This is a genomic window from Lentzea sp. NPDC037011 (assembly GCF_055607425.1).
Map to the genome: position 1 here is coordinate 746,871 of NZ_JBVJRT010000002.1, position 23,109 is coordinate 769,979.

General features: G+C 71.5%; 26 protein-coding genes and 1 tRNA gene. 12 read left to right on the plus strand and 15 right to left on the minus strand.

Annotation, left to right across the window (positions count from 1 at the left end):
- The first annotated feature begins 7 nt into the window (after positions 1-7).
- From ACZ7CH_RS08325 to ACZ7CH_RS08350, 6 genes are read left to right on the plus strand one after another with little or no spacing between them, the layout of a single operon-like run.
- Positions 8-451 carry a flavin reductase family protein gene (locus ACZ7CH_RS08325; RefSeq protein ID WP_360387828.1) on the plus strand — a complete coding sequence of 148 codons (444 nt, stop codon included), beginning with the start codon at positions 8-10 and terminating at the stop codon, positions 449-451.
- A gap of 2 nt (positions 452-453) precedes the next feature.
- Positions 454-1,419, plus strand: coding sequence for a VlmB-like protein (locus tag ACZ7CH_RS08330; protein WP_360387831.1), 966 nt, complete (start codon positions 454-456; stop codon positions 1,417-1,419).
- Positions 1,416-2,447: a fatty acid desaturase family protein gene (locus ACZ7CH_RS08335; RefSeq protein ID WP_360387834.1), complete on the plus strand. Its 1,032-nt coding sequence runs from the start codon at positions 1,416-1,418 to the stop codon at positions 2,445-2,447. The genes ACZ7CH_RS08330 and ACZ7CH_RS08335 overlap by 4 nt, the downstream gene beginning before the upstream one ends.
- Positions 2,444-3,403 carry a beta-ketoacyl-ACP synthase III gene (locus tag ACZ7CH_RS08340; protein ID WP_360387837.1) on the plus strand — a complete coding sequence of 320 codons (960 nt, stop codon included), beginning with the start codon at positions 2,444-2,446 and terminating at the stop codon, positions 3,401-3,403. Before ACZ7CH_RS08335 ends, ACZ7CH_RS08340 begins: the two co-directional genes overlap by 4 nt.
- Before the next feature lie 16 nt (positions 3,404-3,419).
- A complete protein-coding gene (locus tag ACZ7CH_RS08345; protein WP_360387840.1) occupies positions 3,420-3,659 on the plus strand; it encodes an acyl carrier protein in 240 nt (79 codons plus the stop codon).
- A complete protein-coding gene (locus ACZ7CH_RS08350) occupies positions 3,656-4,888 on the plus strand; it encodes a beta-ketoacyl-[acyl-carrier-protein] synthase family protein (RefSeq protein WP_360387842.1) in 1,233 nt (410 codons plus the stop codon). The genes ACZ7CH_RS08345 and ACZ7CH_RS08350 overlap by 4 nt, the downstream gene beginning before the upstream one ends.
- Before the next feature lie 56 nt (positions 4,889-4,944).
- Here the strand turns inward: ACZ7CH_RS08350 and ACZ7CH_RS08355 are convergent, their stop codons facing one another.
- The 5 genes from ACZ7CH_RS08355 to ACZ7CH_RS08375 all read right to left on the minus strand — a co-directional run bounded on the left by ACZ7CH_RS08355 (position 4,945) and on the right by ACZ7CH_RS08375 (position 9,509).
- A complete protein-coding gene (locus tag ACZ7CH_RS08355) occupies positions 4,945-6,003 on the minus strand; it encodes an alcohol dehydrogenase catalytic domain-containing protein (RefSeq protein WP_360387844.1) in 1,059 nt (352 codons plus the stop codon).
- Positions 6,003-7,073: a ferritin-like domain-containing protein gene (locus ACZ7CH_RS08360; RefSeq protein WP_360387847.1), complete on the minus strand. Its 1,071-nt coding sequence runs from the start codon at positions 7,071-7,073 to the stop codon at positions 6,003-6,005. Before ACZ7CH_RS08360 ends, ACZ7CH_RS08355 begins: the two co-directional genes overlap by 1 nt.
- Positions 7,073-7,963 (minus strand): diacylglycerol/lipid kinase family protein, encoded by an 891-nt coding sequence (locus tag ACZ7CH_RS08365; protein ID WP_360387850.1) that lies wholly within the window; start codon positions 7,961-7,963, stop codon positions 7,073-7,075. Before ACZ7CH_RS08365 ends, ACZ7CH_RS08360 begins: the two co-directional genes overlap by 1 nt.
- A gap of 22 nt (positions 7,964-7,985) precedes the next feature.
- Positions 7,986-8,074: transfer RNA gene (locus ACZ7CH_RS08370), tRNA-OTHER, on the minus strand.
- A gap of 46 nt (positions 8,075-8,120) precedes the next feature.
- Entirely contained in the window at positions 8,121-9,509 is a 1,389-nt protein-coding gene (locus tag ACZ7CH_RS08375) for an MFS transporter (RefSeq protein ID WP_360387852.1), read from the minus strand.
- Positions 9,510-9,519: 10 nt separating this feature from the next.
- Between ACZ7CH_RS08375 and ACZ7CH_RS08380 the strand changes: the two genes are divergently transcribed.
- Both ACZ7CH_RS08380 and ACZ7CH_RS08385 read left to right on the plus strand, forming a co-directional pair.
- Positions 9,520-9,645: a hypothetical protein gene (locus tag ACZ7CH_RS08380; RefSeq protein ID WP_360387855.1), complete on the plus strand. Its 126-nt coding sequence runs from the start codon at positions 9,520-9,522 to the stop codon at positions 9,643-9,645.
- Complete coding sequence (locus ACZ7CH_RS08385; RefSeq protein ID WP_470373435.1) at positions 9,642-10,166, plus strand: methylated-DNA--[protein]-cysteine S-methyltransferase; 525 nt, start codon at positions 9,642-9,644, stop codon at positions 10,164-10,166. Before ACZ7CH_RS08380 ends, ACZ7CH_RS08385 begins: the two co-directional genes overlap by 4 nt.
- Here the strand turns inward: ACZ7CH_RS08385 and ACZ7CH_RS08390 are convergent.
- The 6 genes from ACZ7CH_RS08390 to ACZ7CH_RS08415 form a co-directional block, all read right to left on the minus strand.
- Positions 10,112-10,810: an HAD family hydrolase gene (locus ACZ7CH_RS08390; protein WP_470368456.1), complete on the minus strand. Its 699-nt coding sequence runs from the start codon at positions 10,808-10,810 to the stop codon at positions 10,112-10,114. The genes ACZ7CH_RS08385 and ACZ7CH_RS08390 overlap by 55 nt on opposite strands.
- The gene (locus tag ACZ7CH_RS08395) at positions 10,801-12,006 is read right to left on the minus strand and encodes a cytochrome P450 (RefSeq protein WP_360387863.1); all 1,206 of its coding nucleotides are present in this window, start codon (positions 12,004-12,006) and stop codon (positions 10,801-10,803) included. The genes ACZ7CH_RS08390 and ACZ7CH_RS08395 overlap by 10 nt, the downstream gene beginning before the upstream one ends.
- Before the next feature lie 16 nt (positions 12,007-12,022).
- The gene (locus ACZ7CH_RS08400) at positions 12,023-13,495 is read right to left on the minus strand and encodes an MmgE/PrpD family protein (protein WP_360387865.1); all 1,473 of its coding nucleotides are present in this window, start codon (positions 13,493-13,495) and stop codon (positions 12,023-12,025) included.
- Positions 13,485-13,763 (minus strand): hypothetical protein, encoded by a 279-nt coding sequence (locus ACZ7CH_RS08405; RefSeq protein ID WP_360387868.1) that lies wholly within the window; start codon positions 13,761-13,763, stop codon positions 13,485-13,487. The genes ACZ7CH_RS08400 and ACZ7CH_RS08405 overlap by 11 nt, the downstream gene beginning before the upstream one ends.
- A gap of 6 nt (positions 13,764-13,769) precedes the next feature.
- Positions 13,770-15,539, minus strand: a complete 1,770-nt coding sequence (locus ACZ7CH_RS08410) for a carbamoyltransferase family protein (RefSeq protein WP_360387870.1) — start codon at positions 15,537-15,539, stop codon at positions 13,770-13,772.
- A gap of 137 nt (positions 15,540-15,676) precedes the next feature.
- A complete protein-coding gene (locus tag ACZ7CH_RS08415; protein WP_360387873.1) occupies positions 15,677-16,366 on the minus strand; it encodes an SGNH/GDSL hydrolase family protein in 690 nt (229 codons plus the stop codon).
- Between the two features lie 122 nt (positions 16,367-16,488).
- On the opposite strand from ACZ7CH_RS08415, the gene ACZ7CH_RS08420 reads away from it, so the two are divergent.
- Positions 16,489-17,892 (plus strand): DNA-3-methyladenine glycosylase 2 family protein, encoded by a 1,404-nt coding sequence (locus ACZ7CH_RS08420; protein ID WP_360387876.1) that lies wholly within the window; start codon positions 16,489-16,491, stop codon positions 17,890-17,892.
- A gap of 46 nt (positions 17,893-17,938) precedes the next feature.
- Here ACZ7CH_RS08420 and ACZ7CH_RS08425 read toward each other — a convergent pair whose 3' ends face one another.
- On the minus strand, positions 17,939-18,472 hold the full coding sequence (locus ACZ7CH_RS08425) for a hypothetical protein (protein ID WP_360387879.1): 534 nt from the start codon (positions 18,470-18,472) through the stop codon (positions 17,939-17,941).
- A 121-nt stretch (positions 18,473-18,593) separates the two neighbouring features.
- Between ACZ7CH_RS08425 and ACZ7CH_RS08430 the strand changes: the two genes are divergently transcribed.
- Positions 18,594-19,112 carry a DUF4231 domain-containing protein gene (locus tag ACZ7CH_RS08430; protein ID WP_360387881.1) on the plus strand — a complete coding sequence of 173 codons (519 nt, stop codon included), beginning with the start codon at positions 18,594-18,596 and terminating at the stop codon, positions 19,110-19,112.
- An 87-nt stretch (positions 19,113-19,199) separates the two neighbouring features.
- The gene (locus ACZ7CH_RS08435) at positions 19,200-19,613 is read left to right on the plus strand and encodes a tetratricopeptide repeat protein (RefSeq protein WP_470373436.1); all 414 of its coding nucleotides are present in this window, start codon (positions 19,200-19,202) and stop codon (positions 19,611-19,613) included.
- A 45-nt stretch (positions 19,614-19,658) separates the two neighbouring features.
- On the opposite strand, the gene ACZ7CH_RS08440 is transcribed toward ACZ7CH_RS08435, so the two are convergent.
- From ACZ7CH_RS08440 to ACZ7CH_RS08450, 3 genes are all read right to left on the minus strand, one after another.
- Entirely contained in the window at positions 19,659-20,195 is a 537-nt protein-coding gene (locus tag ACZ7CH_RS08440; RefSeq protein WP_458433140.1) for a hypothetical protein, read from the minus strand.
- Positions 20,196-20,222: 27 nt separating this feature from the next.
- On the minus strand, positions 20,223-20,345 hold the full coding sequence (locus ACZ7CH_RS08445) for a hypothetical protein (protein WP_360387889.1): 123 nt from the start codon (positions 20,343-20,345) through the stop codon (positions 20,223-20,225).
- Between the two features lie 168 nt (positions 20,346-20,513).
- Positions 20,514-22,178 (minus strand): SDR family oxidoreductase, encoded by a 1,665-nt coding sequence (locus tag ACZ7CH_RS08450; RefSeq protein WP_470373437.1) that lies wholly within the window; start codon positions 22,176-22,178, stop codon positions 20,514-20,516.
- Positions 22,179-22,311: 133 nt separating this feature from the next.
- Between ACZ7CH_RS08450 and ACZ7CH_RS08455 the strand changes: the two genes are divergently transcribed.
- Positions 22,312-22,923, plus strand: a complete 612-nt coding sequence (locus tag ACZ7CH_RS08455) for a TetR/AcrR family transcriptional regulator (RefSeq protein WP_470373438.1) — start codon at positions 22,312-22,314, stop codon at positions 22,921-22,923.
- Positions 22,924-23,109 lie beyond the last annotated feature (186 nt).

Consider the following 23,109-nt stretch of genomic DNA (forward strand, 5'->3'; position numbering starts at 1 on the left):
CGGCACGGTGCCCAGGTTCAGCCGGCACTTCACCAACGGTGTCGCGGTGCTCAGCTGCGGCACCGGGCCGTCCGTCCACGGCGTCACGGTCAGCACGCTCGCCCTCGCCTCGGTCGACCCGCCGATGGTGTCGTTCGCGCTGCGCTCGGGCAGCCGCGGCCTCGCCGCCCTGCTGGCGGCCGGGCGGTTCGCCGTCAACCGGCTCGCGGAGGGGCAGGCCGACCTCGCCCGCTACTTCGCCAGCGCGACCAGGGGACGCGGGCAGCCGGAGGTGTGGCGGGAGGGCACCGAGGTGCCGCTGCTCGCCGACGCCGCGGGCTGGCTGGAGTGCACGGTCGACCGGGTGGTGCCCACCGGTGACCACGTCCTCGTGCTGGGCCGCGTGCTGCGCGCCGAGCTCGGTGCGGGTGCCCCGCTCTCGAACACCTTTCGAACCGACCCGAGGAGCTGACGGTGTCCGACCGCACGACGATTCCCGCCGAGGCCGACTGGGAGAACGCTCCCTCGCTCGTCGACGGCGCGATGAGCCTCGACCTCACGGCCGAGACCTGCGACCTGAAGTACTGGTTCGGCAACGTGCCGCAGGGAACGTTGCGCGGTCACGTGCTCGGGCACGCGCCGGACGTGGTGCCGCTCGACGTCACCGCGCAACCCGGCCCGCTCAACGACGCGCTCACCCAGGAGCTCGCGTTCCGCTCCATCGCGGAGGAGAAGGCCACGCGGGCGATCTCCTACCTGGTGGCGCTCGCACCGGACAACGCGTCCATGGAGTTCTACGCCACCCAGCTGATGGACGAGGCGCGGCACGCCATGGTGTTCCGCAACCACCTGCTGGAGCTGGGCGTCGCCGCGCAGGACCTGTGGTCCACCATCGACCGGCTCGCCGAGACCGACCGCGACCGCATCCTCGTGCCGCTGGAGGAGCTCGGCCTGCGAGTGCTGCGCGACGAGGGCGACTTCATCGGCGGCGTGGTCGTGCTGACCGTGCTGGTCGAGGGCGTGCTGGCGCCGGCGGCCGAGCTGAGCGAGCGCAAGTGGCGCGTCTTCGACCCGGCCGCCGCGGAGATCGAACGCGGCGCGGGCATCGACGAGATCCGCCACCTCACCGTCGGCAGCGCCATCGCCCGCGACTACCTGCGGCACAACCCCGAGGCCAGGGGACGCGTGCTGGAGCTGATGCAGCACGGCTACGAGCTGTGGGCGAAGCTGCCGACCGAGGACATGCTGGTGCGCCGCGAGTCCTTGTTCCAGGAGGGCATCCGCCTGCACGGGCACCTGCTCGGCGACTACGAGATCTGGCCGGGCAGGCGGCTCGCCGACACCACCGTCGAGGAACGGGTCGGCACCGCGCACGAGTGGACCGACCAGATGCAGCGCGTCCGGCTCGCCTACATGGGACTGGAGGGAGGAACGGCATGACCTCGATCAAGAGCCAGCCGCCGACCGCGCTGGCCGAGATCACCAGGATCGTCAAGCAAGCCGGGCTGATGGACTCCCGGCCCGTCTACTACACGATCAAGATCATCTCGAACCTGGTGCTGCTCGCGGCGGGCTGGGTGGCGTTCGTGCTCGTCGGCGACTCGTGGTGGCAGCTCGCGGTCGCGGTCTACCTGGCGTTCTGCTTCGCGCAGACCGACCTCATCGGCCACGACGCCGGCCACCGGCAGATCTTCCGCACCAAGACGCCGAACGAGGTGATCGGCTACGTCCACGGCAACGTGCTCACCGGCGTCAGCTTCGGCTGGTGGGTCGGGCACCACACCAAGCACCACAACTTCCCGAACCACCTCTCGCTCGACCCGGACATCCTGCGCAGGCAGGTGATCTTCGACAAGAGCCAGAGCGCCAGCCGCACCAGCGCGTTCTCCCGGTTCGTGGTGCGCCACCAGTCGTGGATGTTCTACGTGCTGATCATGATGGAGGGCGTGCGGCTGCACCTGTCCGGCTACGTCGCCGCCAGCAAGGGCGCGCTGACCAGGTACCGCAACGCGGAGCTCGTCGTCATCACGCTGCACCTGGTCGTGTACCTCGTGGCCGTGTTCCTGGTGATGTCGCCGCTGAAGGCGCTCGCGTTCATCGTGGTGCACCAGGCGCTCTTCGGCTTCTACATGGGGTTGCTGTTCGCGCCCAACCACAAGGGCCTGCCCGTGCGCGACGGCGAGTCCGAGGAGCTCGACTGGCTGACCCGCCAGGTGGTGACCTCGCGCAACATGCTGCCGAGCCGGGTCACGAACTTCTTCTACGGCGGGCTGAACTACCAGATCGAGCACCACCTGTTCCCGTCGATGCCGCGCAGCAACCTGCACCGCGCCCAGCCGCTGGTGAAGGATTTCTGCCTGCGCCAGGGACTGCCCTACGTCGAGGTGTCGCTGGCCCGCTCGTACCTGGAGGTCTCCGACTACCTGGGCGAGGTCAGCGACGACGTCCGCGATCTGGGGAAGGTGTGACCGCCGTCCTGTGCGGCCTCGGCGCCTGGTTGCCACCCGCGGTCGTGACCAACGACGACCTGGCCGCCGAGCTGGACACCTCCGACGAGTGGATCACGACCAGGACCGGCATCCGCAGCAGGCACGTCGCCGACCCGTCCCTCGCGACGTCCGACCTGGCCGTCGAGGCCGGTGCGCGGGCGTTGAAGTCGGCGGGTGCCGCGTCCGTGGACGCCGTCGTGCTCGCCACGACGACACCCGACCAGCGGTGCCCGGCGACGGCACCGCTGGTGTCGGCGCGGCTCGGGCTCGGCACCGTGCCGGCGTTCGACGTCCAGGCCGTGTGCACGGGTTTCCTGTACGGGCTCGGCATCAGCGCGGGGCTGATCGCGTCCGGTGCCGCGGAGCGGGTCCTGCTGATCGGCGCGGAGACCTACTCGCGCATCCTCGACCCCGCCGACCGCAGCACGCGGGTCATCTTCGGTGACGGCGCGGGAGCGGTCGTGCTGCGGGCGGGCGAGCCGGACGAGCTGGGTGCGCTCGGCCCCGTGCAGCTCGGCAGCGACGGCACCGGCCACGACATGATCACCATCCCGTCCGGCGGCGCGCGCGACCCGTTCGGCACCGACCCGTACTTCCGGATGCGCGGCAGCGCGGTGTTCCGGCACGCGGTCGAACGCATGACCGAGTCGGCGCGCACCGCCCTGCGGACCGCCGGCTGGGCCGAACCGGACGTCCTGGTGGCGCACCAGGCGAACCTGCGCATCATCCACGCCGTCGCGGGCCAGCTCGGCGTGTCCCGCGACCGGTGCGCCGTGCACCTCGACCGGGTCGGCAACACCGCCGCCGCGTCGATCCCGCTCGCCCTCTCCGACGCGCGGCTCGCGCCGGGCACCCGCGTGCTGCTGACCGGTTTCGGCGGCGGACTCGCCTGGGGCGCCTGCGCGTTGCGCTGGCCGGACCTGTCCCTGACCTGAGTGGAAGGAAACGCAGATGAACGACGTCTACGACCGGCTGGTCAAGATGCTGATGGACGTGATGGGCATGGAGGAGGACGAGATCCAGCCGCACCACACGTTCAACGAGCTCGAGGTCGACTCGCTCGGCCTGGTCGAGCTCGTGCTGGTGGTGCAGAAGGAGTTCGGCGTCGAGATCGCCGACGACGAGGTCAGCCCCGACTTCACCATCGCCCAGACCGCGGAGCTGATCGTGGGCAAGGGCGTGAAGGTGTGACGCCCGGCCGGTTCGACGCCGCGATCACCGGGGTCGGGCTGGTGACGTCCGCCGGAGTCGGCGCGGCCGCCGCGTGGGAACGCATCCTGCTCGGCTCGGCGACCGCCGCCACGAAGGTGCCCGCGCTCGCGGGCACCCCGGCGGACTTCGGTTGCCAGGCCGACGGCTTCGACGCGATCGCGGCCCTCGGCAAGCGCACCGCGTGGCGGCTGGACCGCAGCACCCAGATGGCCATGGCCGCCGCGGCCGAGGCGCTGGCGGACTCCGGTCTCGACCCGGCGCGGTGGAACGGCGAGCGGGTGGCGGTGGTGCTGGGCAACGGCATCGGCGGCGCCGCGGCGTGGGAGAAGCAGCACAACGTCCTGCGCGACAACGGTCCGCTGGAGGTGTCGCCGATGCTCATCCCGATGCTGTCGATGAACATGTCCGCCGGCTACGTCGCGATCCAGTGCGGGGCGAAGGGACCCAGCCTGGTGACCGCCACGGCGTGCGCTTCCGGCACCACCGCCGTCGGTGTGGCCAGGGACCTGTTGCGCAACGACAGGTGCGACGTGGTGATCACCGGCGGCACCGAGGCGTGCCTGGTGCCGTCGATCATCTCCGGGTTCAGCCAGATGGGCGCGCTGTCGGCGCGCGGGGACGAGATGGACGTGGCGTCCCGGCCGTTCGACGTCGACCGGGACGGCTTCGTGCCGGCGGAGGGCGCGGCGGTGCTGGTGCTGGAACGGGTCGCGGACGCCCGTGCCCGCGGCGCGCGCATCCACGCGTGTGTCAGCGGGTACGGCGCCTCGGCCGACGCGCACCACCCGACCGCGCCCGACCCGGACGGCGCCGGTGCCGAACTGGCGGTGCTCGCGGCGTTGCGGGACGCGCAGATCGGTGCCGGCGAGGTGGACCACGTCAACGCGCACGGCACCTCGACGCCGTTGAACGACGTCGCCGAGGCCAGGATGATCCGCCGCGTGCTGGGGGACCGGCCTGCCGTCACGTCCATCAAGGGCGTCGTCGGCCACGCCCTGGGCGCAGCGGGGGCGATCGAGGCGGTGGCGACGGCGCTGACCGTGCGCGACCGGCTCATCCCGCCCACCGCGAACCTCGACAACATCGCGCCCGAGATCGAGGTGGACGTCGTCGCGAAGATCGCCAGGGAGGCGACGGTCGACGTGGCGGTCAGCAACTCGTTCGGGTTCGGCGGCCAGAACGCCGTGCTGGTGCTCACCCGCCCCTGACGCGACTGGTCCTGGTCGTCGAGAACGACCAGGACCAGGCGGGTGGTGCCCGGGGACTACCAGACGATCAGCGAACGCCCGCCGGTGCGGGCCTCCATCCGCTCGAACGCCTCACCGACCCGTTCCAGCGGAATCCGGTCGGTCACCACGACGTCGAGGTCGATCGCGCCGGTCCGGACGTGCTCCAGCAGCTCCGGCAGGTCGCGAGCGGGATCGGTGTTGCCGTGCAGGCAGCCGACGAGCGTGCGCGCGGAGTGGAACAGCTCCAGCGCGGAGAAGGTGACCTGCTGGCTCTTCCCGCCCGCACCGACGACCGTGGTGACACCGCCGCGGCGGGTCATGTCCCACGCCTGCCGGATCGTCTCCGCGCTGCCCACGCACTCGATGGCGTGGTCGACACCGCCGTCCACGAGCGACCGGGCCGACTCGCCGGCCAGGAGGAAGTCCGTGGCACCGCAGGCGCGGGCGGCGGACTCCTTGGCCGGTGAGGCGTCGACCGCGATGATCCGCTCGGCACCGCTCAACCTGGCCGCCTGCACCGCGATGAGCCCGACACCACCGGTGCCGATCACGGCGACCGAGTCACCGGGCGCGACCCGCGCGCTGCGCCGCACCGCCCCGTACGCCGTGAGCGCCGCGCACCCCAGCAGGGCGGCGGTCTCCGGCGGCAGGTCGGACGGCACCACGACCACGGCCTCCGCGGGCACCACGGTCTGCTCGGCGAACGCGGCCACCCCGAGACCGGGGTACACCGGTTCGTCCTGCCACGTGCCCAGCGGGCGGCGTGACGCCTCGTCCCCGCGGGTGCACAGGAAGGGCTGACCGCGCAGGCACCAGCGGCACGACCGGCAGGCCGGCCGCCAGCTCAGCACCACGTGGTCGCCCACCCGCACACCGGTGACGTCCGGTCCCACCTCGGCCACCACGCCGGTGCCCTCGTGCCCCAGCACGGCGGGCAACGGGTGCGGCAGCGTCCGCTGCGCCAGCGACAGGTCCGAGTGGCAGACACCGGCGGCGGTCAGGCGGACCCGCACCTCGCCGGGACCGGGGGCGCGCAGCGAGATCTTCTCCACGCTCAGCGGGCCACCGGTGGTGACCGCGGCCAGCACGCGCATCAGTCGGCCGCCGCCATCGAGATGGTCTCGTCAATCTCGGCCTGGCGCTCCTGGAGCTCCCGGCGTTCCCGGTCGAGCTGCTCTGCCTGGTCCTCGTCGGCCGCCATGAGCTTCAGCAGGTCCTTGTTCGCCATGTCCAGCACGCCCATGTCGTCGTAGGCCTTCTGCACGGCAGGGCCCCACAGGCCGATGTCGCGCACGCACGGCACGATCCGCGCGAACAGCAACGACCGGAAGGCGCGCATGCGCGGGCCCTTGTTCATCAGCTCCATGCACTCGGCCATGTCGAACCCGAGGTTCTCCCACACCTCCTGCATGCGCAGCCGGTCGCGCATCAGGTAGCAACCCTCGATGACGAACTCCTCGCGCTCGGCCCGTTCCTTCGCCGACAGCTCGGCGTAGTAGTCCTTCAGCGCGAGCCGGCCGAACGCCACGTGCCGCGCCTCGTCCTGCATGACGTACGCGAGGATCTGCTTGGGCAGCGGCTTGTTCGTCTTGTCCCGCAGGATGCCGAACGCGGCCAGCGCGAGCCCCTCGATCAGCACCTGCATGCCCAGGTAGGGCATGTCCCAGCGGGAGTCGTTGAGCGCGTCCTCCAGCAACGACTTGAGGTGCGGGTTGATCGGGTAGGTCAGCCCGATCTTCTCGTCGAGGAACTTGGAGAACACCTCCGCGTGCCGTGCCTCGTCCATCACCTGCGTGGCGGCGTAGAACTTGGCGTCGATGTCGGGCACCGACTGCACGATCCGCGCCGAGGTGATCATCGCGCCCTGCTCACCGTGCAGGAACTGGCTGAACTCCCACGACGCCATGTGCTGGCGCATCACCTTGCGCTCCTGGTCGTTCAGCTTCTCGTACTGCCGCGACCCGTACAGCGCCAGCGTGTTCTCCGGTGTGCCGAGCACGTCGTACGGGTCGACCTCGATGTCCCAGTCGATCCGCTTGACGCTGTCCCACTGCTTGTCCTTGCCCTTCTGGTACAGGCTCAGCAGCCGTTCGCGGCCGGAGTCGTAGTCCCAGCTGAAGTAGGTGTCGCCGGCCGCGGGGAACGTCCAGTTCGTGCTGTCCATCAGGAACTCTCCACAGGTTCGGAGGGGACGACCACGGGCAGCGCGCCGGGCACGACCTCGATCGTGTACCGCGACTCGGGCGTGGTCTGCAGCTCGCCGTCGTGCTCGAACACCAGCGGCTCGCCGTCGGTGCGTTCGAGCACGAACCGGCGGCCGCGGACGTAGGTCACCTCGGGACGGTGGACGTGGCTGCCGTCGGCGGTCAGGCCGGGCAGCGCCTTCGGGTCGAGCTCACCGCTCACGACGCAGACGTCGAGCAGCCCGTCGTCGAGCAGGGAGTGGGGGAGCACCATGAACCGGCCGCCGCGGAACCGGCCGCCGCCGACGTTGGCCAGCACCACGGTGCCGTCGTGCACCAGCCGGTCGTCGACGAGCACCCGGCCCGGGTAGGGCGTGAAGGTGGCGATGGTCTCGGCGACGGCCCGCTGGTAGCGCTCACGGCCGTGGTGCTGCGTCAGCCGCGCGGCGCTCACGAGCGCCTGCGCGACCAGACCGGTGCACGCGCCGAGCAGGAAGTAGCGGTCGGTCTCCAGCACCCAGCCCACGTCGAGCCGGGCGACCCGCGACGGCGCCCGCAGCGCCTCCCGCCACGGCAGGTCCGACCAGAGCTCGCGGTAGGTGGAGTTGCCGGTGCCCGCGGGCACGATCCGCAGCGGTGGCGCCTCGCCGGCCGCCCGGACGAGCCCGGAGGCGACCTCGCGCACGGTGCCGTCACCGCCGACCGCGACGACGAGGTCGGCGCCGTCGGCGGCCGCCTTGGTGGCGAGCTCCTCCGCGTGTCCCGGGTACTCGGTGACCAGCACGTCCGCCGTGGCGAACGTACCGGCGACCTCGTCTGCGAGGGACCGACCACCCTGTCCGGCAACGGGATTGGTGATGATCACCGGCATGCGGGGGTCCCTTCGCTGTCAGCGGAGAGAGCAGGATTCGAACCTGCGGAAGCCACGGGGGCCTCGATCGGGCGAGCCCGACCTCCGTTGGGCCACTACGGAAATCTCTCCTCGTTCGACACCGATGCTGCCAGAAGGTCCTTACATTCCACTGAGATCACCGCTTCAGCGCGGTCTCCGCGCGCGGTGCCGGCGCACCGGTGTGGATGGACAGGCCGAGGCTGATCAGACCCGCGATCGCGGCCGTCACGCAGCAGAAGAGCGCCACGTGGCCGTGCGGGACGGGATCGGACGACACCTCGACGGGCAGGATCGCGGCCAGCGCGGCGATGCCCAGCGCCCCGCCGATCTGCCGCACGGCCATGTTCAGCCCGGTCGCGCCGGCGAACTGGGTCGGCTGCACGGACAACGCCGCCGCGCTCGACACACCGGTGCTCACCGCGCCCATGCCGAGCCCGGCCACCAGGCCCACCGGCAGCCACAGGGACCACAGCTGCGGCTCTGCGGAGAGCCCGAGGTAGAGCCACACCCCGGCGGCCACGACCAGCAGGGCGCCGACCGACACCACCAGCCGCGGGTTGCGCTTGCTCAGCACCTTGCCGACGCGGGCGGCCACGATCGCGGACACCACCGCGCCGGGGCTCATCACCAGACCGGCGACCAGCCACGAGATGTGCCAGACGTTCACCAGCACCAGCGCGCCGATCAGCAGCCACGCGTACAGCGAGGCGCCGAAGAACAGCGAGACGGCATTGGCCAGCGCGAACGTCCTGGTGCGCCACAGCCTCGTCTCGAGCGCGGGCACCGGGTGCCGCCACGAGCGCACGATCGCGACCGCCAGCAGCACCGCGCCGGCGCCGAGCGCGGTGAGCGCCCGCCAGTCCCAGCGCCAGGTCTGCCCCTCGGTCACGCCCAGGGTGAGCAGGCCGACACCGCACGCCAGCACCGCCGTGCCGAGCAGGTCGGGCAGCTTCCCGCTGTGCCGCGCGGACTTCTCGGTCTTGCGGATGCCGAGCAGCAGCGCGACGCCCAGCGGCAGGTTGACCAGGAACACCGACCGCCAGCCGAACGCGTCGATCAGCACGCCGCCCAGCACGGGACCGGCGGCCGCGGCAGCGGAGGCAGCGGCAGCCCACAGGCCGATGGCCTCCGCACGGCGTTCCGGCGGTGAGTCGACCAGCGCCACGGCCAGCGACGCGGGGATCATCGCGGCCGCGCCCACGCCCTGCAGCCCGCGGGCGATCAGCAGCACCGGCAGGGTCGGGGCGACGGCGCACAGCACCGACGCCGCGGTGAACAGGCCCACGCCGAACGTGTACAGCGAACGCCGTCCCACGACGTCGGCGAGCCGGCCGGCGGGTGCGAGCAGCGACGCGAACAGCACCGCGTACAGGGAGATCACCCAGGTGACGTCGGTGGCGGAGGCGTCGGGGAAGGTGCGGTGCAGGTCGGTGATGGCGAGGTTCGTGATGGTCGCGTCGAGCAGCGACAGGAACGTCGCTCCGCACGCGAGCAGCACGACGGTGGTGAAGCCGGGCCGGGTCATGGAGTCGACCATGGCAGTGATCGCCGGGCGGCTCTGGCGGTTTTGCGACATCACCCGTCCGGGCCGTGACCCGGTGCGGATCGTGTCGCAAAACTGCCAGTCAAGCGCCGGGGAATGCGCCACCATGATCAGGTGACGTCAGCACCACTGCCACCCGTGGAGTTCGCGGTCCCGCTCGGGGGACCGCGCAGGTTCACCATCACCCCCACGCCCATCGGGGAGCTGCTGCTCCTGGGCGACGGGGAGTCGATCACCGGCATCTACATGATGCCGGACCAGCTGTACATGCCGGCGATCGCCGACGACTGGGTGCGCGACCCCGGCCTGTTCGGGGAGCTGGAACGCCAGCTGGACGCGTACTTCGCCGGCGAGCTGAAGGTGTTCGACGTGCCGCTCGCGCCACGGGGAACGCCCTTCCAGCTGGAGGTGTGGCGTGAGCTGAGCACGGTGCCGTGCGGTGTCACCACGACGTACGGCGCGATCGCCCTGGCCATCGGCAAGCCGACCGCGTCACGCGCGGTCGGTGCCGCCAACGGGCGCAACCCGATCTCGATCATCCTGCCCTGTCATCGGGTCGTGGGCGCGAACGGCTCGTTGACCGGTTACGGCGGCGGGCTACCGCGCAAGATGCGGTTGCTGGAGATGGAACGCGTCTGAGCAGCCGCGGCAGGCAGCCGCGTCCACCCCCGCGCGGCTGCCTGCTCCACCAGCACCGGATCGTCGCCCACCACCACGGCGGTGCCGACGGCCAGCATCATCGGCAGGTCCGTCGAGTGGTCGCCGTAAGCGGTGCACAGCGCCGGGTCCAGGCCGTGCGCCGCCATCACGGCGTTCGCCACGTCGGCCTTGTCCGGCCCGATCATCGGCGTGACGACCTCGCCGGTGTAGCGCCCGTCGCGCACCGCGAGCCGGGTGCCGTGCACGAGGTCGGCGCCCAGCCAGGCGGCAATCGGCGCCAGGCACACCTCGAACGACCCGGACACCAGCACGGTGAGGTCGCCGCGGTCGCGGTGCCACCGGAACGCCTCCAGCGGGGCGGGCAGGAACAGCTCCTCCGGGTCGGGGTACGCGGAGAACCACTCCCTGCCCGCCGCCGCCAGCTCCGCGACCGCCTCACCGGCGAACACGCGGTAGTAGTCGCCGATCACCTCCGCCCGCGACCACCCGGCCGCGGCGAGCGCGCGCAGCCGGGTGGTGACCTCGGTGAACCGGTCGGGCCGGTGGTGCTGCAGGAAGCGGAACATGCTGCGGACGGCCAGCAACGTCTCGTCGACGTCGAAGAACGCGGCGCTCAGTCCCATGCGACCGGGAGCTCCTCCCACCCGCCGAGCGCGGCGTAGTCCTTCCACCGCAGCTCCTCCAGCGGCACCGCGACCCGCAGGCCGGGGAACCGGTCGAACAGGCCGCGCAGCGCGATCTCCAGCTCGGCCTTGGCGAGGTTCGCGCCGATGCAGAAGTGCGGCCCGAAGCCGAACCCGAGCTGCGTGGTCTCGGCGCGGGTGATGTCGCAGGTGTCCGGGTTCTCGATCACGGACTCGTCGCGGCAGCCGGACGCGACCGACGCGATCACCGCCGACCCCGAGGGGATCTTGACCCCGCTCAGCTCCACGTCGTCGACCGTGACGCGGATGGACGTGCCGCCGCCCAGCCCGTTGAGCCGCACCATCTCGTTGACCGCGGCGGGGTAGAGCGACGGGTCCTCGAGCAGCATCGCGAGCTGGTCGGGGTTGCGCACCAGCGTCACCACCGACGAACCGAGCACGGTGACCGTCGTGTCGTGCCCGGCGAGCAGCAGCAGCACGCCGAGGCTCACGATCTCGGTCTCGGTGATCGTCTCGTCGCCCTCGCTGTCGTGCTTGGCGACGAGCGAGCTGATCATGTCGTCGCCCGGCTCCGCCCGCTTGTCCTCGATCAGCTTGGCGAAGTACGCGCGCATGTCGGCGTTGGCCTTGGCGATCTCCTCGCCGGGGTACTTGGTCAGCGACATGAACCGGTCGGTCCAGCCGCCGAACAGGTGGTGGTCGGCGAACGGCACGCCGAGGATCGAGCAGATCATCCGCAGCGCCAGCGGCCGCGCCAGGTGCTCCAGCAGGTCGGCCGGCTGCGGTTGCGCGGCCAGCCCGTCCAGCAGCTCGTCGGTGACCTTCTGCAGGTGCGGGCGCATCGCGTCGATCTTCGCCGCGGTCAGCGTGGGGTTGGCGAGCTTGCGGAGCCGCGTGTGCCGCGGCGGGTCCATGCTCAGCATGCTGTTCGGGTCGGGCAGCACGTGCTGCGCCTTGGGCACGCCCGGCAGGAACACCGCCTCGCGGCTGAACCGGCGGTCGTTCAGCACGACCCGCGCGTCGTCGTGCCTCGTGACGATCCAGCCGGGGTCACCGGTCGCGAGCGAGACCGGGCACACCGGTTGTTCCCTGCGCAGCTGCGCGTACTCCTCCGGCGGGTCCACGGGACTCGTGCGCAGCAACGGGTAGGCGAACCGCGGAGTGTGTTCGGCCATGGCGGAACGTCCTTCCTCAGTGGGCGGTCAGTGCGGTGCGGATCAGGTGGTCGAGCTGCCGCGCGTCGAGCTCGGGGAGCCGGTCGAGCTCGTCGGCCACCTCCTGCGGGACACCGGTCGCGAGCAGCTTCGCCCGTGCCATGGCGCGGTGCTCGCGCCTGGTCTCCTCGCCGGCCGAGCCGGCGGCGTGGGCACGGCCCTCGGTGAGCCTGCGGCCGTCCTTGAAGACGAGGGTCACCACGGCACCCACGGCCTTGGTCGCGTTCTCGAAGGTCGTGCTGGGCGGACCGGGCGGTGGCGCGGCCCTGCCACCGGAGAAGTCGGCCAGCCACCCGCGGGCCCGCTCGCCCGCCTGCCTGACCGCCTCGCCCAGCGGGGCCGTCGCCCGCAGCAGGTTGCGGCTCAGCTCCGGGTCGAACCGCAGCCGCGTCCGCTCGGCGAGCTCCCAGCGGCGCGGGTCCGCGGTGGCGGGTCCGGTCAGGTCCGCGGGCGTGACGGCACCGGTGAGCAGCGCGGTGGCCACGTTGTACCCGACGGAGAGGTTCAGCGCCATGATCGCCGAACGTTCCCGGTCCAGGTACGGCGCGCCGTCCGCGTCCATGGCGATGGTCAGCCCGGCCGCCCGCACCTCGACCTCCGCGATGTCGTCCGCGTCCTGCGCGGTCAGCTTGTCGTGCAACGCCATCGCGCAGTCGATCGCGGCGTCCACGTAGGCACCGGCGGGGTGCAGCTTCACCGTCAGCGTCTCGGTGTGCCACCGCTCGCCGAACCCGCTCGTGATCACCTCGGGCGAGGGGACCTGGGAGACCTTGGCCAGCAGCCCGTTCGGGTGCTCCAACAGGTCCGGTGCGCCGGTGAGCCCCGCCGCCGCGGCGTCGCAGGCGTCCAGCGCGATGCGCACCGGCACCGCCGCGGACAGCACCTTGGCGTCGCTGCCCAGGAATGCCCTGCGCAGCGGCCACGGCGGTGCGCTCAGCGCGATGCCCCACGCGTTCACCCACGCCTCGACCGGGTCGCCCTGGGCGTGGGAGCGCGCGGCCACCGCGCCGACCAGCTGCGCGTAGCTCGCGCCCTGGCCGCGCAACGTGCCCAGCGCCGCCGCTGCGGTGACCCGCGCGGCGCACTCGCTCGACGCCACCACGGCGGCGAGCAGCGCGCGTCCGTCCAGACCGGACTGCCTGCGGTAGGCCAGCGGCACGTTGACCGTCGAGTGCGTCACGTGCCCCACGTACATGCTGTCCTCGTAGTACAGGCACGAGGACAGCCCGGCCAGCACGTGCGCGGCCCGCGCCGGGTCGTCGGCCAGCGGTGAGCCGAACGCCTTCAGCAGCTTCCACCCCAACGGGTGCGAGATGCCCGCCCGGAGCACCCCCAGGTGCGAGATGACCGCGCTGACCGCATAGTCGGTGATCCGGGTGGGGAGGTCCGCGTACGTCAGCCGGGCGGCCCAGGTGGCCAGCTCCGTCGCGAGAGTGCGCTCACCGCTCATGCGTGCGTTCCCTGCGCTCGTCGTCCATCGTCCACAGTGCACAGCTGGTGGCGACCACCGAGGCCCTGGCCGACGCCAGCGCCTCCCTGGTGGGTTCGACCAGGTTCGGGTTGCCCCGCTGCGCCCCCTCGGAGACCGTCACGAGCCGCAGCGCGCACTCGACGGCCGCGATGCTGGCCTCCACCAGTGCTTCCTCCCTGCGGCCTGCCTCCAGGAGCTCGCCGAGCGCGTGCTCCAGCATGTCCCGCACCGACTTCCCCCCGGCCACGGCGGGTCAGTCCTGTTTCGAGACCAGGAACCGGCCGAGCACCAGGTGGTCGATCTCGGTGTTGAGGAAGCACTCGACGGCGTCGCGCGGGGAGCACACGATCGGTTCGCCCGCGACGTTGAACGAGGTGTTGACCAGGCAGGGGATGCCGGTCAGCTCGGTGAACCGGCCGAGCAGCTCCGCCAGCAGCGGGTTGCCCTCCTCGGTCACCGTCTGGATGCGCGACGTGCCGTCCACGTGCACGGCACCGGGGATGACGCTCACGTACTCCGGCCTCACCGGGAACACGAACGTCATGTACGGCGAGGACTTCTTCTTGCCCAGCTCGAACACCTTCGCCGCGTCGTCCTCCAGCACGATCGGGGCGAAGGGGCGGAACGGCTCGCGGTGCTTCACCCTGGTGTTGATGATGTCCTTGATGTCGGGGAAGCTCGGGTTCGCGAGGATGCTGCGGTTGCCCAGCGCCCGCGGGCCGTACTCGGTCCTGCCGTGGAACCAGCCGATGACCGTCTTCTCCGTCAGCAGCTTGGCGGTCTCACCGGCGATGTCGTCCATCACGACCCAGCGGACGCGGTCGGTGTACTGCCGCAGAACGGTTTCCACCTCGTCGTCGGAGTAATGCGGGCCGAGGTAGGGGGAGGGGTCGCGGGTGGTGGTGCCGCCCGCGTACACCGCCGCGCCGATCGCGACGCCGGGGTCGCTCGCCCCGAAGCTCACGTGCGCGTCGGCGAACCGGGAGTTCTCCAGCAGCTTGGTGTTGTTGACGCAGTTGAGCGCCAGGCCGCCCTCGATCAGCAGCTGCGGCGCGGTGGTCCGCCGTTCGAGCTCCGCGACCTGGTGTGCCGTCACGACCTCCACCATGTCCTGCGCGGCCCGCGCCACCCTGGCCTGGTAGGACGGTTCCTCCCGGACGTCCTCGGAACCGCCGAAGATCCGGTCCAGCAGGGCGTAGTAGCCCCTGGTGCCGGCCGGGTCGTTCGGGATGGCGAGGGCGTAGCGGCCGTTCGGCAGCAGCTGCACGACCTCGTGCTCGATCAGCGGGTTGGGCTGCTCGGTGTCCGCGAACGCCGACAGGCCCATCACCTTGTACTCGTCGTTGTTCGGCATGAAGCCCAGGTAGCGGGTGATCTCGCCGTACAGCAGCGCGAGCGAGTGGGTGACGGTGATCGTCATGTCGTCGAAGACGGTGATCTCGCCGTCGCGGATCTCGCCTGCGATGGCGGAGCACATCTCCGCCCGGCCGTCGCTGATGAGGAACGCGGCGTCCCCGCCGTCGCTGAAGTGGCGGCCGCAGCTGAGGTGCGCCAGGTGGTGGGGGACCGTGACGATCTTCTCCGCCGGCACGTCGAAGCCGGTCCTCGCCGCGAGGTCGGCCCGGATGGCCTGGTGGCTCAGGATTCCGGTGTGGAGGTCGCCGAACCTGCGCAGCCGGTCGAACTTGGCCGCGTCCGGCAGCTCGGTGGCGGCGATCGCGTTGATCATCGTGGTGACCGTGGACGAGGGGAAGGACCAGGGGAAGGCGAACCTGTCCACCTGGTCGATCGCCACCCCCGCCTGGTCCAGGCAGTAGCGCAGGGACTCGATGGGGAAGTCCGAGGTCTTCTTCTCCCGGTTGAGCCGTTCCTCCTCCACGGCCACGACCAGCTCGCCGTCGATCATCAGCGCCACCGCGGCGTCGTGGCCGAGGATGCTGTGGCGGTCCCTGCCCGTGGCCCCGTAGAGGCCGGCGAAGAGTTCGGCGCCTCGGGTGAATCCGTTGTAACCGACGACGATCACTGCTGATCTCCCTTACCGGTCGGCCGTGAACTGGACTCATGCAACACGAGGGCGCTGACATCGCTCTGAGAACGGGCTGAGACCCGAACTTCAGCGCCGCGCCCCCGGTCGTGCGGTCCGGCCTCCGGTCACCGGGGTCAGGCGGTGCGCTCCTCGTCCTGGCGCTTCCACAGCACCAGCAACGCCTCCAGCAACGTGGTCGCGGCGATGGCGTGGCCGCGGGCGTTGCAGTGGATCCGGTCGGAGGAGAAGATGCTGGGGTCGGCGGCCAGCGGGTGCGCGTGGTTCTCCGACTGCACACCGCCGTGCGCCTGCGCGACGCGCTTGGTCAGCGCGTCGAAGCGGTCGAACCGCTCGGCCAGCGCCGGTGCGTGCTCCGCGGGCACGAGCCCGGAGCGGGCGAGGTCGAACAGGCCGATCATCGCCAGCTGCGCGCCCTGCGCCACCAGCGGTCCGACGACGGCGGTCAGCTCGGTCTCCACGTACTGCTCGTCGAACTTGCGGCCGAGCACGTCGTTGCCGCCCGCCGCCACGATCGCGAGGTCCGGTGCGAACTCCAGCGCCGGTTCCAGCTGGGTGGCGCGGATCTCGGCGATGCGCAGGTCGCGCACCCCCAGGTTCAGGTACTCCACCGAGGAGCCGAAGGCGTCCGCGACCCGGCCGGTGCCGTCGAGGTCGCGGTAGCCCTCCAGCGGCTCGCGGATGCCCGCGGCCACGCTGTCGCCGACCACCACGACCCGCTTCCACGGGGTGGCGCGGACGAGCAGGTCGGCCTCGGCGGGCCAGGCGCAGTAGGGGTCGGCTTCCTCGCGCGCGTAACTGGTCATGCGGGCAACTCCACCACCGGGTGAGGGGTCCGTCTGGCGGTTTTGCGACATCACCACCCGTACGGATCACCGTGTCGCATTCCTGCTAGACCGCACCGGGGTGCCGGGGTGATGCTCGTGGTGTGCACAACGACAGCGAGCGGTGCCTTCGTGCCGTGCGGTCCAAGGACGCCCGGTTCGACGGGTGGTTCTTCACCGCCGTCGTCACGACGAAGATCTACTGCCGGCCCAGCTGCCCGGTGGTGCCGCCCAAGGTGGAGAACATGCGGTTCTACCCCAGCGCGGCGGCCGCCCAGCAGGCCGGGTTCCGCGCCTGCAAGCGGTGCCGGCCGGACGCGAGCCCCGGTTCGCCCGCGTGGAACGTGCGCGCGGACCTGGTGGCGCGGGCCATGCGGCTGATCGCCGACGGGGTGGTCGACCGGGAGGGCGTTCCCGGGCTGGCCCGGCGCCTCGGGTACAGCACCCGCCAGGTCGAGCGGCAGCTGCTCGCCGAGATCGGCGCCGGTCCGCTGGCGCTGGCCAGGGCCCAGCGGGCGCAGACGGCCAGGCTGCTGATCGAGACCAGCGCCCTGCCGATGGTCGAGGTGGCGCTGGCGGCCGGGTTCTCCAGCGTGCGGACGTTCAACGACACCGTGCGCGAGGTCTTCGCCCTGTCCCCCACGGAACTGCGGGCGCGCGCCGGCAAGAGGAAGAGCCCGGTGGGAACGGCGGGCGCGCTGACGTTGCGGCTGCCCTTCCGCGCCCCGCTGGCGCCGGACGAGCTGTTCGAGCAGCTGGTCGCCACCGCGGTGCCCGGTGTGGAGGAGTGGCGCGACGGCGCCTACCGCCGCACCCTGCGGCTGCCGCACGGCCCCGCGATCGCCGAGCTGCGGGCCCTGCCCGACCACGTGAGCTGCCACCTGACGCTCACGGACCTGCGCGACCTGTCGATCGCGATCAGCCGGTGCCGCTTCCTGCTCGACCTCGACGCGGACCCGGTGGCCGTGGACGACCTGCTGGGCCGCGACCCGGTGCTCGCGCCGCTCGTGGCCAAGGTGCCGGGCCGGCGGGTGCCGCGCACCGTGGACGGCGCCGAGTTCGCCGTGCGCGCCGTCGCGGGCTCGTCGTCGGCGAAGCTGGTGGCCGCGCACGGCGACCCCGTCGTGGACCCGGGCGGCGGGCTCACGCACCTGTTCCCGAGCCCGGACCGGCTGCACGAGGCGGACCTGCCCGTGTCACCGCGCAGGGCGGCCGCGATCCACTCGGTGGCCGGCGCGCTGGTCTCCGGTGCGGTGGACCTGAGTGTCGGCGGCGACTGGGCGCAGGCCCGCGCGGTGCTGGGCGGTCTCACCGGCATGGGCGGCACCACCGTGGAGACGATCGCGATGCGGGCGCTGGGCGACCCCGACGCGTTCGCGGTGGACACGCGGGTCCGGCAGGCGGCGGGGGAGCTGGGGCTGCCGTCGTCCGCGGAGGCGCTGGAGCAGCGGACGGGGCAGTGGCGGCCGTGGCGGGCGTACGCGGCCCAGCACCTGGCAGGCCGCTGACACCCGCCCGCCGCGGTTCCCGGAACCGTGTCCGGGGAGGCGGCCGTCAGCAGCGCAACGGCTCGATCTCCAGGTTCAGGACCGGGTCGCCAGGACGTCCGGCGAAGCCGAGCCGCCCGGTGCCGGACTCCCAGCGGAACGAGTAGTCGCCACTCGCCACCGGCAGGTACCCGTCGTCGGTGCGGTAGGAGCCGACGCGGGTGCCGACGCCCAGCGGCCCGGTCAGGAACACGTCACCGGAGCCCGCGAACAGGAACGACGTCTCGCGCACCACGACCCGGCAGCCGTCCGGCGGCAGCACGGTGTAGGTCGCCAGGGTGTCGCCCAGCCCGGACAGCAGGGTCGCGAGCGCGGTCAGCACGGCGACCACCCGGAACGGCCACGGGGTCCGGCCCCGCCAGCGGACCACCACGACCAGTCCGGCCGCCACCAGCAGCGCACCGGTGACCGCCCAGTCCGGGACGACCCACCCGCCGGCGACCACCACCAGCCCGGCCGTCCAGGCCACCAGCGCGGACGTTCCGGCAGCGACCACCAGCACGACGACGGCCACCCGCGACCGCTCCAGTTCCCCCAGCACGTGCCGCACGCTAGGTCCGAGTTGTGCGCGAAGCGTGAAGGCGTTGTGGAGGATCAGAAAGCGGTGTCGCGCAGTTGCCGGGGAGCGGCCCGGCCGCGGTCGTGGATACCGTGTGGCCACAATGCTCAGAGGGGGCCTGGAGATGAGGCGGATTCCGTCGTTTCCCGCTCGGATCGCGTCGCTGAACGACGGTGTCGTGGCGACGGCGGACGCGTACGGCGCGTGGCTGAGGACGTTCTACGACGTCCGCGCCCGCTGGCACCGGCGGTTCTACCGCCTCAGCGGCGTCGCGGTGATCTTCGTCGGCGCGGCGCTGCCCGTGCTGACCAGCCTGGAGTACCCCGGCAAGAGCTGGCTGATCTCGCTCGCCGGTGTGCTCGTCGCGGGCCTGACCGGGCTGCGCGCGTTCTACCGGTGGGACCAGTCGTGGATCCTGTTGCGCAACACCGAGATGGCGGTGACCGCCGCCTACCTGGAGTGGAAGGCCGCGCCGGGCAACTTCCCGGTGACCGAGGAGCCAGAACAGCGGCTGGTGCAGGAGAAGAACGCCGCCGCGTTCATCGACCGGCTGGGGGAGCTGCGGGAACGCGAGGCGACCACCTACTTCAAGGACATGGCGTTCCCGAGCACCAAGTCGTGACGGGATCGCCGGCGGTCGTCCTCGCGTTGCTCGACGGCCGGGAATAGCAGCGGCCGTGCGGCGTTGTAGGCAGCGGAAGGAGGTTTCATGAAGGACAACTTCACCGACTACCTGCCGAACGGCCACGTGTCGCCGGACCGGTGGGTGACCGCGACGCACCTGTTCGACACCGGCCACGAGGAGACCGCGGCCGAGAAGTGGGAACGCGCCCAGCTGCTCTTCGAGGCCAAGGAGTACACCAGGGCCGCGACGCTGCTGGTCGAGGTGGTCGACGAGGTGCCGTTCCAGGCAGACCTCTGCCTCCTGCTCGCCCGCGCCTACTACCACTCGGCCCAGCTGACCAAGGCCGAGGCGCAGCTGCGGGTGCTCGTCGACCGCGACCCGGTCGACCACTACGCCCACCTGCTGCTCGGCCGCACGCTGGAGCGCCAGGGGCGGTCCGACGAGGCCACGCCGTGGCTCCGCCTGGCTGCCGCCCTCTCCGGCGAACCGGTGGCCTGAGCACCTCCGGTCCCGCACCGGCCGCGTTCACCGCGGCCGGTGCGGTCACCCCGGTTGCCGGCGCCACTTCTTGAACGACTTGATGACGTCGCCGTTCGTGAGCTTGCCGTACCACTCGCTGTGCGAGTCCTCGAGCTGCGACGCGAGCGACTCGATGCGGAGCCTGCCCTCCGGCCTGGCCCGCAACGCCCAGGTCGCGGCGGCGGCCACCCCCTGTCCCCTGGCGATGGTCTCCGCGGTGCGCTCGACCTGGCGTCGGTCGCGGCCGCTGAGCCCGAACGACGCCCAGACGCCCGTGATGATCCAGTCCGCGGCGGTGATCCACACGAGGTTCGTGAGCGGCCCGCTCTTCCAGTCCCGCACCCCCACACCGTCGAGGTTGCGGTTCGTGATGGAGCCGTTGGGGTGCCGGACCCGTTCGATCTCCGCGGCGAGTTCGCGCAGCGAGCTCGCCGGGAGGTCCGACAGGTTGCGCAGCAGGAAGTCGCCCGCGTCGGGCAGACGCTCAGCCACCCCCGGATCGACGGGGACGTTCTCCACGTCGACGGTCTGAACTTCCTCGCGACGGCCGAAAATGCCCATGGCTGCTCCTGGTCGGGGACGCGGTGGTCAGGAGATCGTCTGTCCGACCGTGTGCGTGCACCTGCCGTTGCACTTCGGGCAGTGCTGCGTCTTGCACTCGTAGCGGCCGTACGGTCCGTCGGCCTTCTGCACGGTCTCGTAAATCCACATGGAGACATCGCAATGTGGACACTTCGGAGCCATAGTGGACACACCTTTCCGGCTTGGTGTCGAGGTCTTACGGCACCTGTTTCGACGCGTGCCGACAGCTCGTTACACCGGATCGGCGGGTTGCTCTGTTCGGGGAAACCTTTCCCGCTCCAGGGGAATCCTGTTGTCCTAGACGATGTCCAGTTTCGCGAACGCCCGCAACAACCCCGGCGCCGCCCGGCTGGCCAGCCGGGCCGCCTTCGCCTCCGCGGTCACCGGCACCACCGCCCGGTTGCGCCGCACCGCCGTGACGATCTCCGCCGCCACCCGCTCCGGCCCGAACCCGCGCCGCGCGTAGAGCCGTGACGCGCGGTCCTGCTTGCGCCGCTCCTCGTCGGCGCTGACCCCGGAGAACGTCGTGGTGGCCGTGATGTTCGTGTTCACCACCCCTGGGCAGATCGCGCTGACCCCGATCGCGTGCGGTGCGAGCTCGGCACGCAGGCAGTCCGACAGCATGAACACCGCCGCCTTGCTGGTGGCGTACGCCGAGAGGATCTTCGACGGCAGGTAGGCGGCCGCCGAGGACAGGTTGACGATGTGGCCGCCCTCGCCGCGTTCCACCATCAGCTCGCCGAACGCGCGGCACCCGTGCACGACGCCCCACAGGTTGACGTCCAGCACCCGTTGCCACTGCTCGGTCGAGGTCGACAGGAACGACCCCGAGTGCCCGATGCCAGCGTTGTTCACGACCACGTCCGGCACACCGTGCTCGTCGGCGACCTGCCGCGCCCACGCCCGCACCGCCTCCTCCGACCGCACGTCCACCTCGTAGGCGTGCCCGTCGGCCAGCGCTGCGGTCTCCTCGGCCGCCACGAAGTCCACATCGGACACCACGACCCGCGCACCCGTCGCGGCGAAGGCGAGAGCCGTCGCCCGCCCGATTCCGCTGCCGCCGCCGGTGATCACGACGAGCTCGCGCGGGGGAGTGGAGTCCGCGATGAACTCCCTGATCATCCGCGCCACCGGCTCCGGGTGGCTCAGCGGCGCCCAGTGACCGGCGGCGATCCGGCGCCGGCGCAGGGACGGCACCCAGCGTTCGAGGTCGAGCGGCTCGGTGCGGATGTAGCGGTCGCGGGTCGGCTGCACGACCTGCACCGGCATGGGGGCGACGCGCTGCCGCGGCGAGCGCATCACCTGCCGGATGTTGGCCCGGTACAACGAGATGCCGTTCACGGCGTCGGACGCGATGGTCCTCGCCGGCCGCGCGTCAACGCCCTCCAGCCGCTGCAGCACGCCACCCCAGCGGCGTGCGAGGTACAGGCGCCAGAACGCGGGCGCGACGACCGGCAGCTGGAACGCGGCGACGTACCAGGAGCGGAGGAACTGCTTGACGTGGGCGAGCGACAACCGCTTCCGCGACCAGTGGCCCAGGTGGTCGAGGCACGGTCCGGAGATCGAGGTGAACGTCGCGATCCGCGCGCCCGGTGTCGTGACCGCCTCCCACGACTGGATCGACCCCCAGTCGTGCCCGACCAGGTGCACCGGCTCGTCCGGACTGACCGCGTCGACCACCGCGAACAGGTCCCGCGCCAGGTGTTCGAGCCGATAACCGTCCTCAGTGGACGGCGCGGTGGACCCACCCGCGCCGCGCACGTCGTAGGTGACGACCCGGAAGTCCCCCTCCAGCAACGCCGCGACCCGGTCCCACACCGCGTGCGTGTCGGGGTAGCCGTGCACCAGCACCACCACCGGTCCCGACGTCCCGCGCACCTGCACGGCCAAGTCGACTTCTCCGGAGCGAACCTTCACATCTCCTCCAACACCAGGCAGTCGCCGCAGATCCGCACGCCGCACGTGTCGGCACGTCGAGGGTTACCCGCTGCGGTGCGGTCCCACCGCGAACGGTTGTCCGGCTCCGTCCTCGGCCCGACGATTACTACGCACGCGTAGCTTTGTGAAAGCTACGCCACCGTAGCAATATGGACCCGTGAGCACAACGCGCAGGAAGTACGCCCCCCGCCTGCCCCCGGAAGAACGCCGCGAGCAGCTGCTGGACGCCGCCCTGGGTCTCATCTCCGCCGGCTTCGACACGGTGACCATGGAGTCGGTGGCCCGCGCGGCGGCCGTCACGAAGCCCGTGCTCTACGACCTGTTCGCCAACCGCGCCGAGCTGATCTCCGCCCTGCTGGACCGCGAAGCCACCCGCGCCACCGACCAGGTCCTCGCCGCCCTGCCCACCGACTTCGCGACCCGCGCCCCCGACGACGCCTTCGCCGACGCCGTCCGCGTGTTCGTGCAGGCCGTCGTCGACTGCCCGGACCGCTGGCGCCTTGTGCTGCTGCCCCCCGAGGGCACCCCGCGCGAGTTCCGCGCACAGGTCGAGCTGGTGCGCTCCGGCGTGCTGGCGCAGATCGAGGAGCTCGCCGCGCTCGGCCTGAAGGAGCTCGGCGGCCTCGACGACCTCGACTCCGCCCTGCTGGGACACGCGATGCTGGCGCTGGCGGAGATGTCAGGGCGGCTGGTGCTGACCGATCCGGACAAGTTCACGCCGGACCGGCTGGTGGCGTTCGTGACCCGGATCGCGCACGGCCTGCGCTGAGAACTCGCGCGAGCCGTTCAGCCTCACAGCTCCGCACGGGTGTGGGTGGCTGCTTTCCGTGACCTCTTCGGCGCAGCGGCGTGTCACTTTGCGTTATCGTGGAGAGTTGCGGAAATTCTCCTTGTCCACGTGCAACTCGTACAGCGGATGCTGTCGTATTGAGTTGCGCTTTCCCGGTGCGAAAAA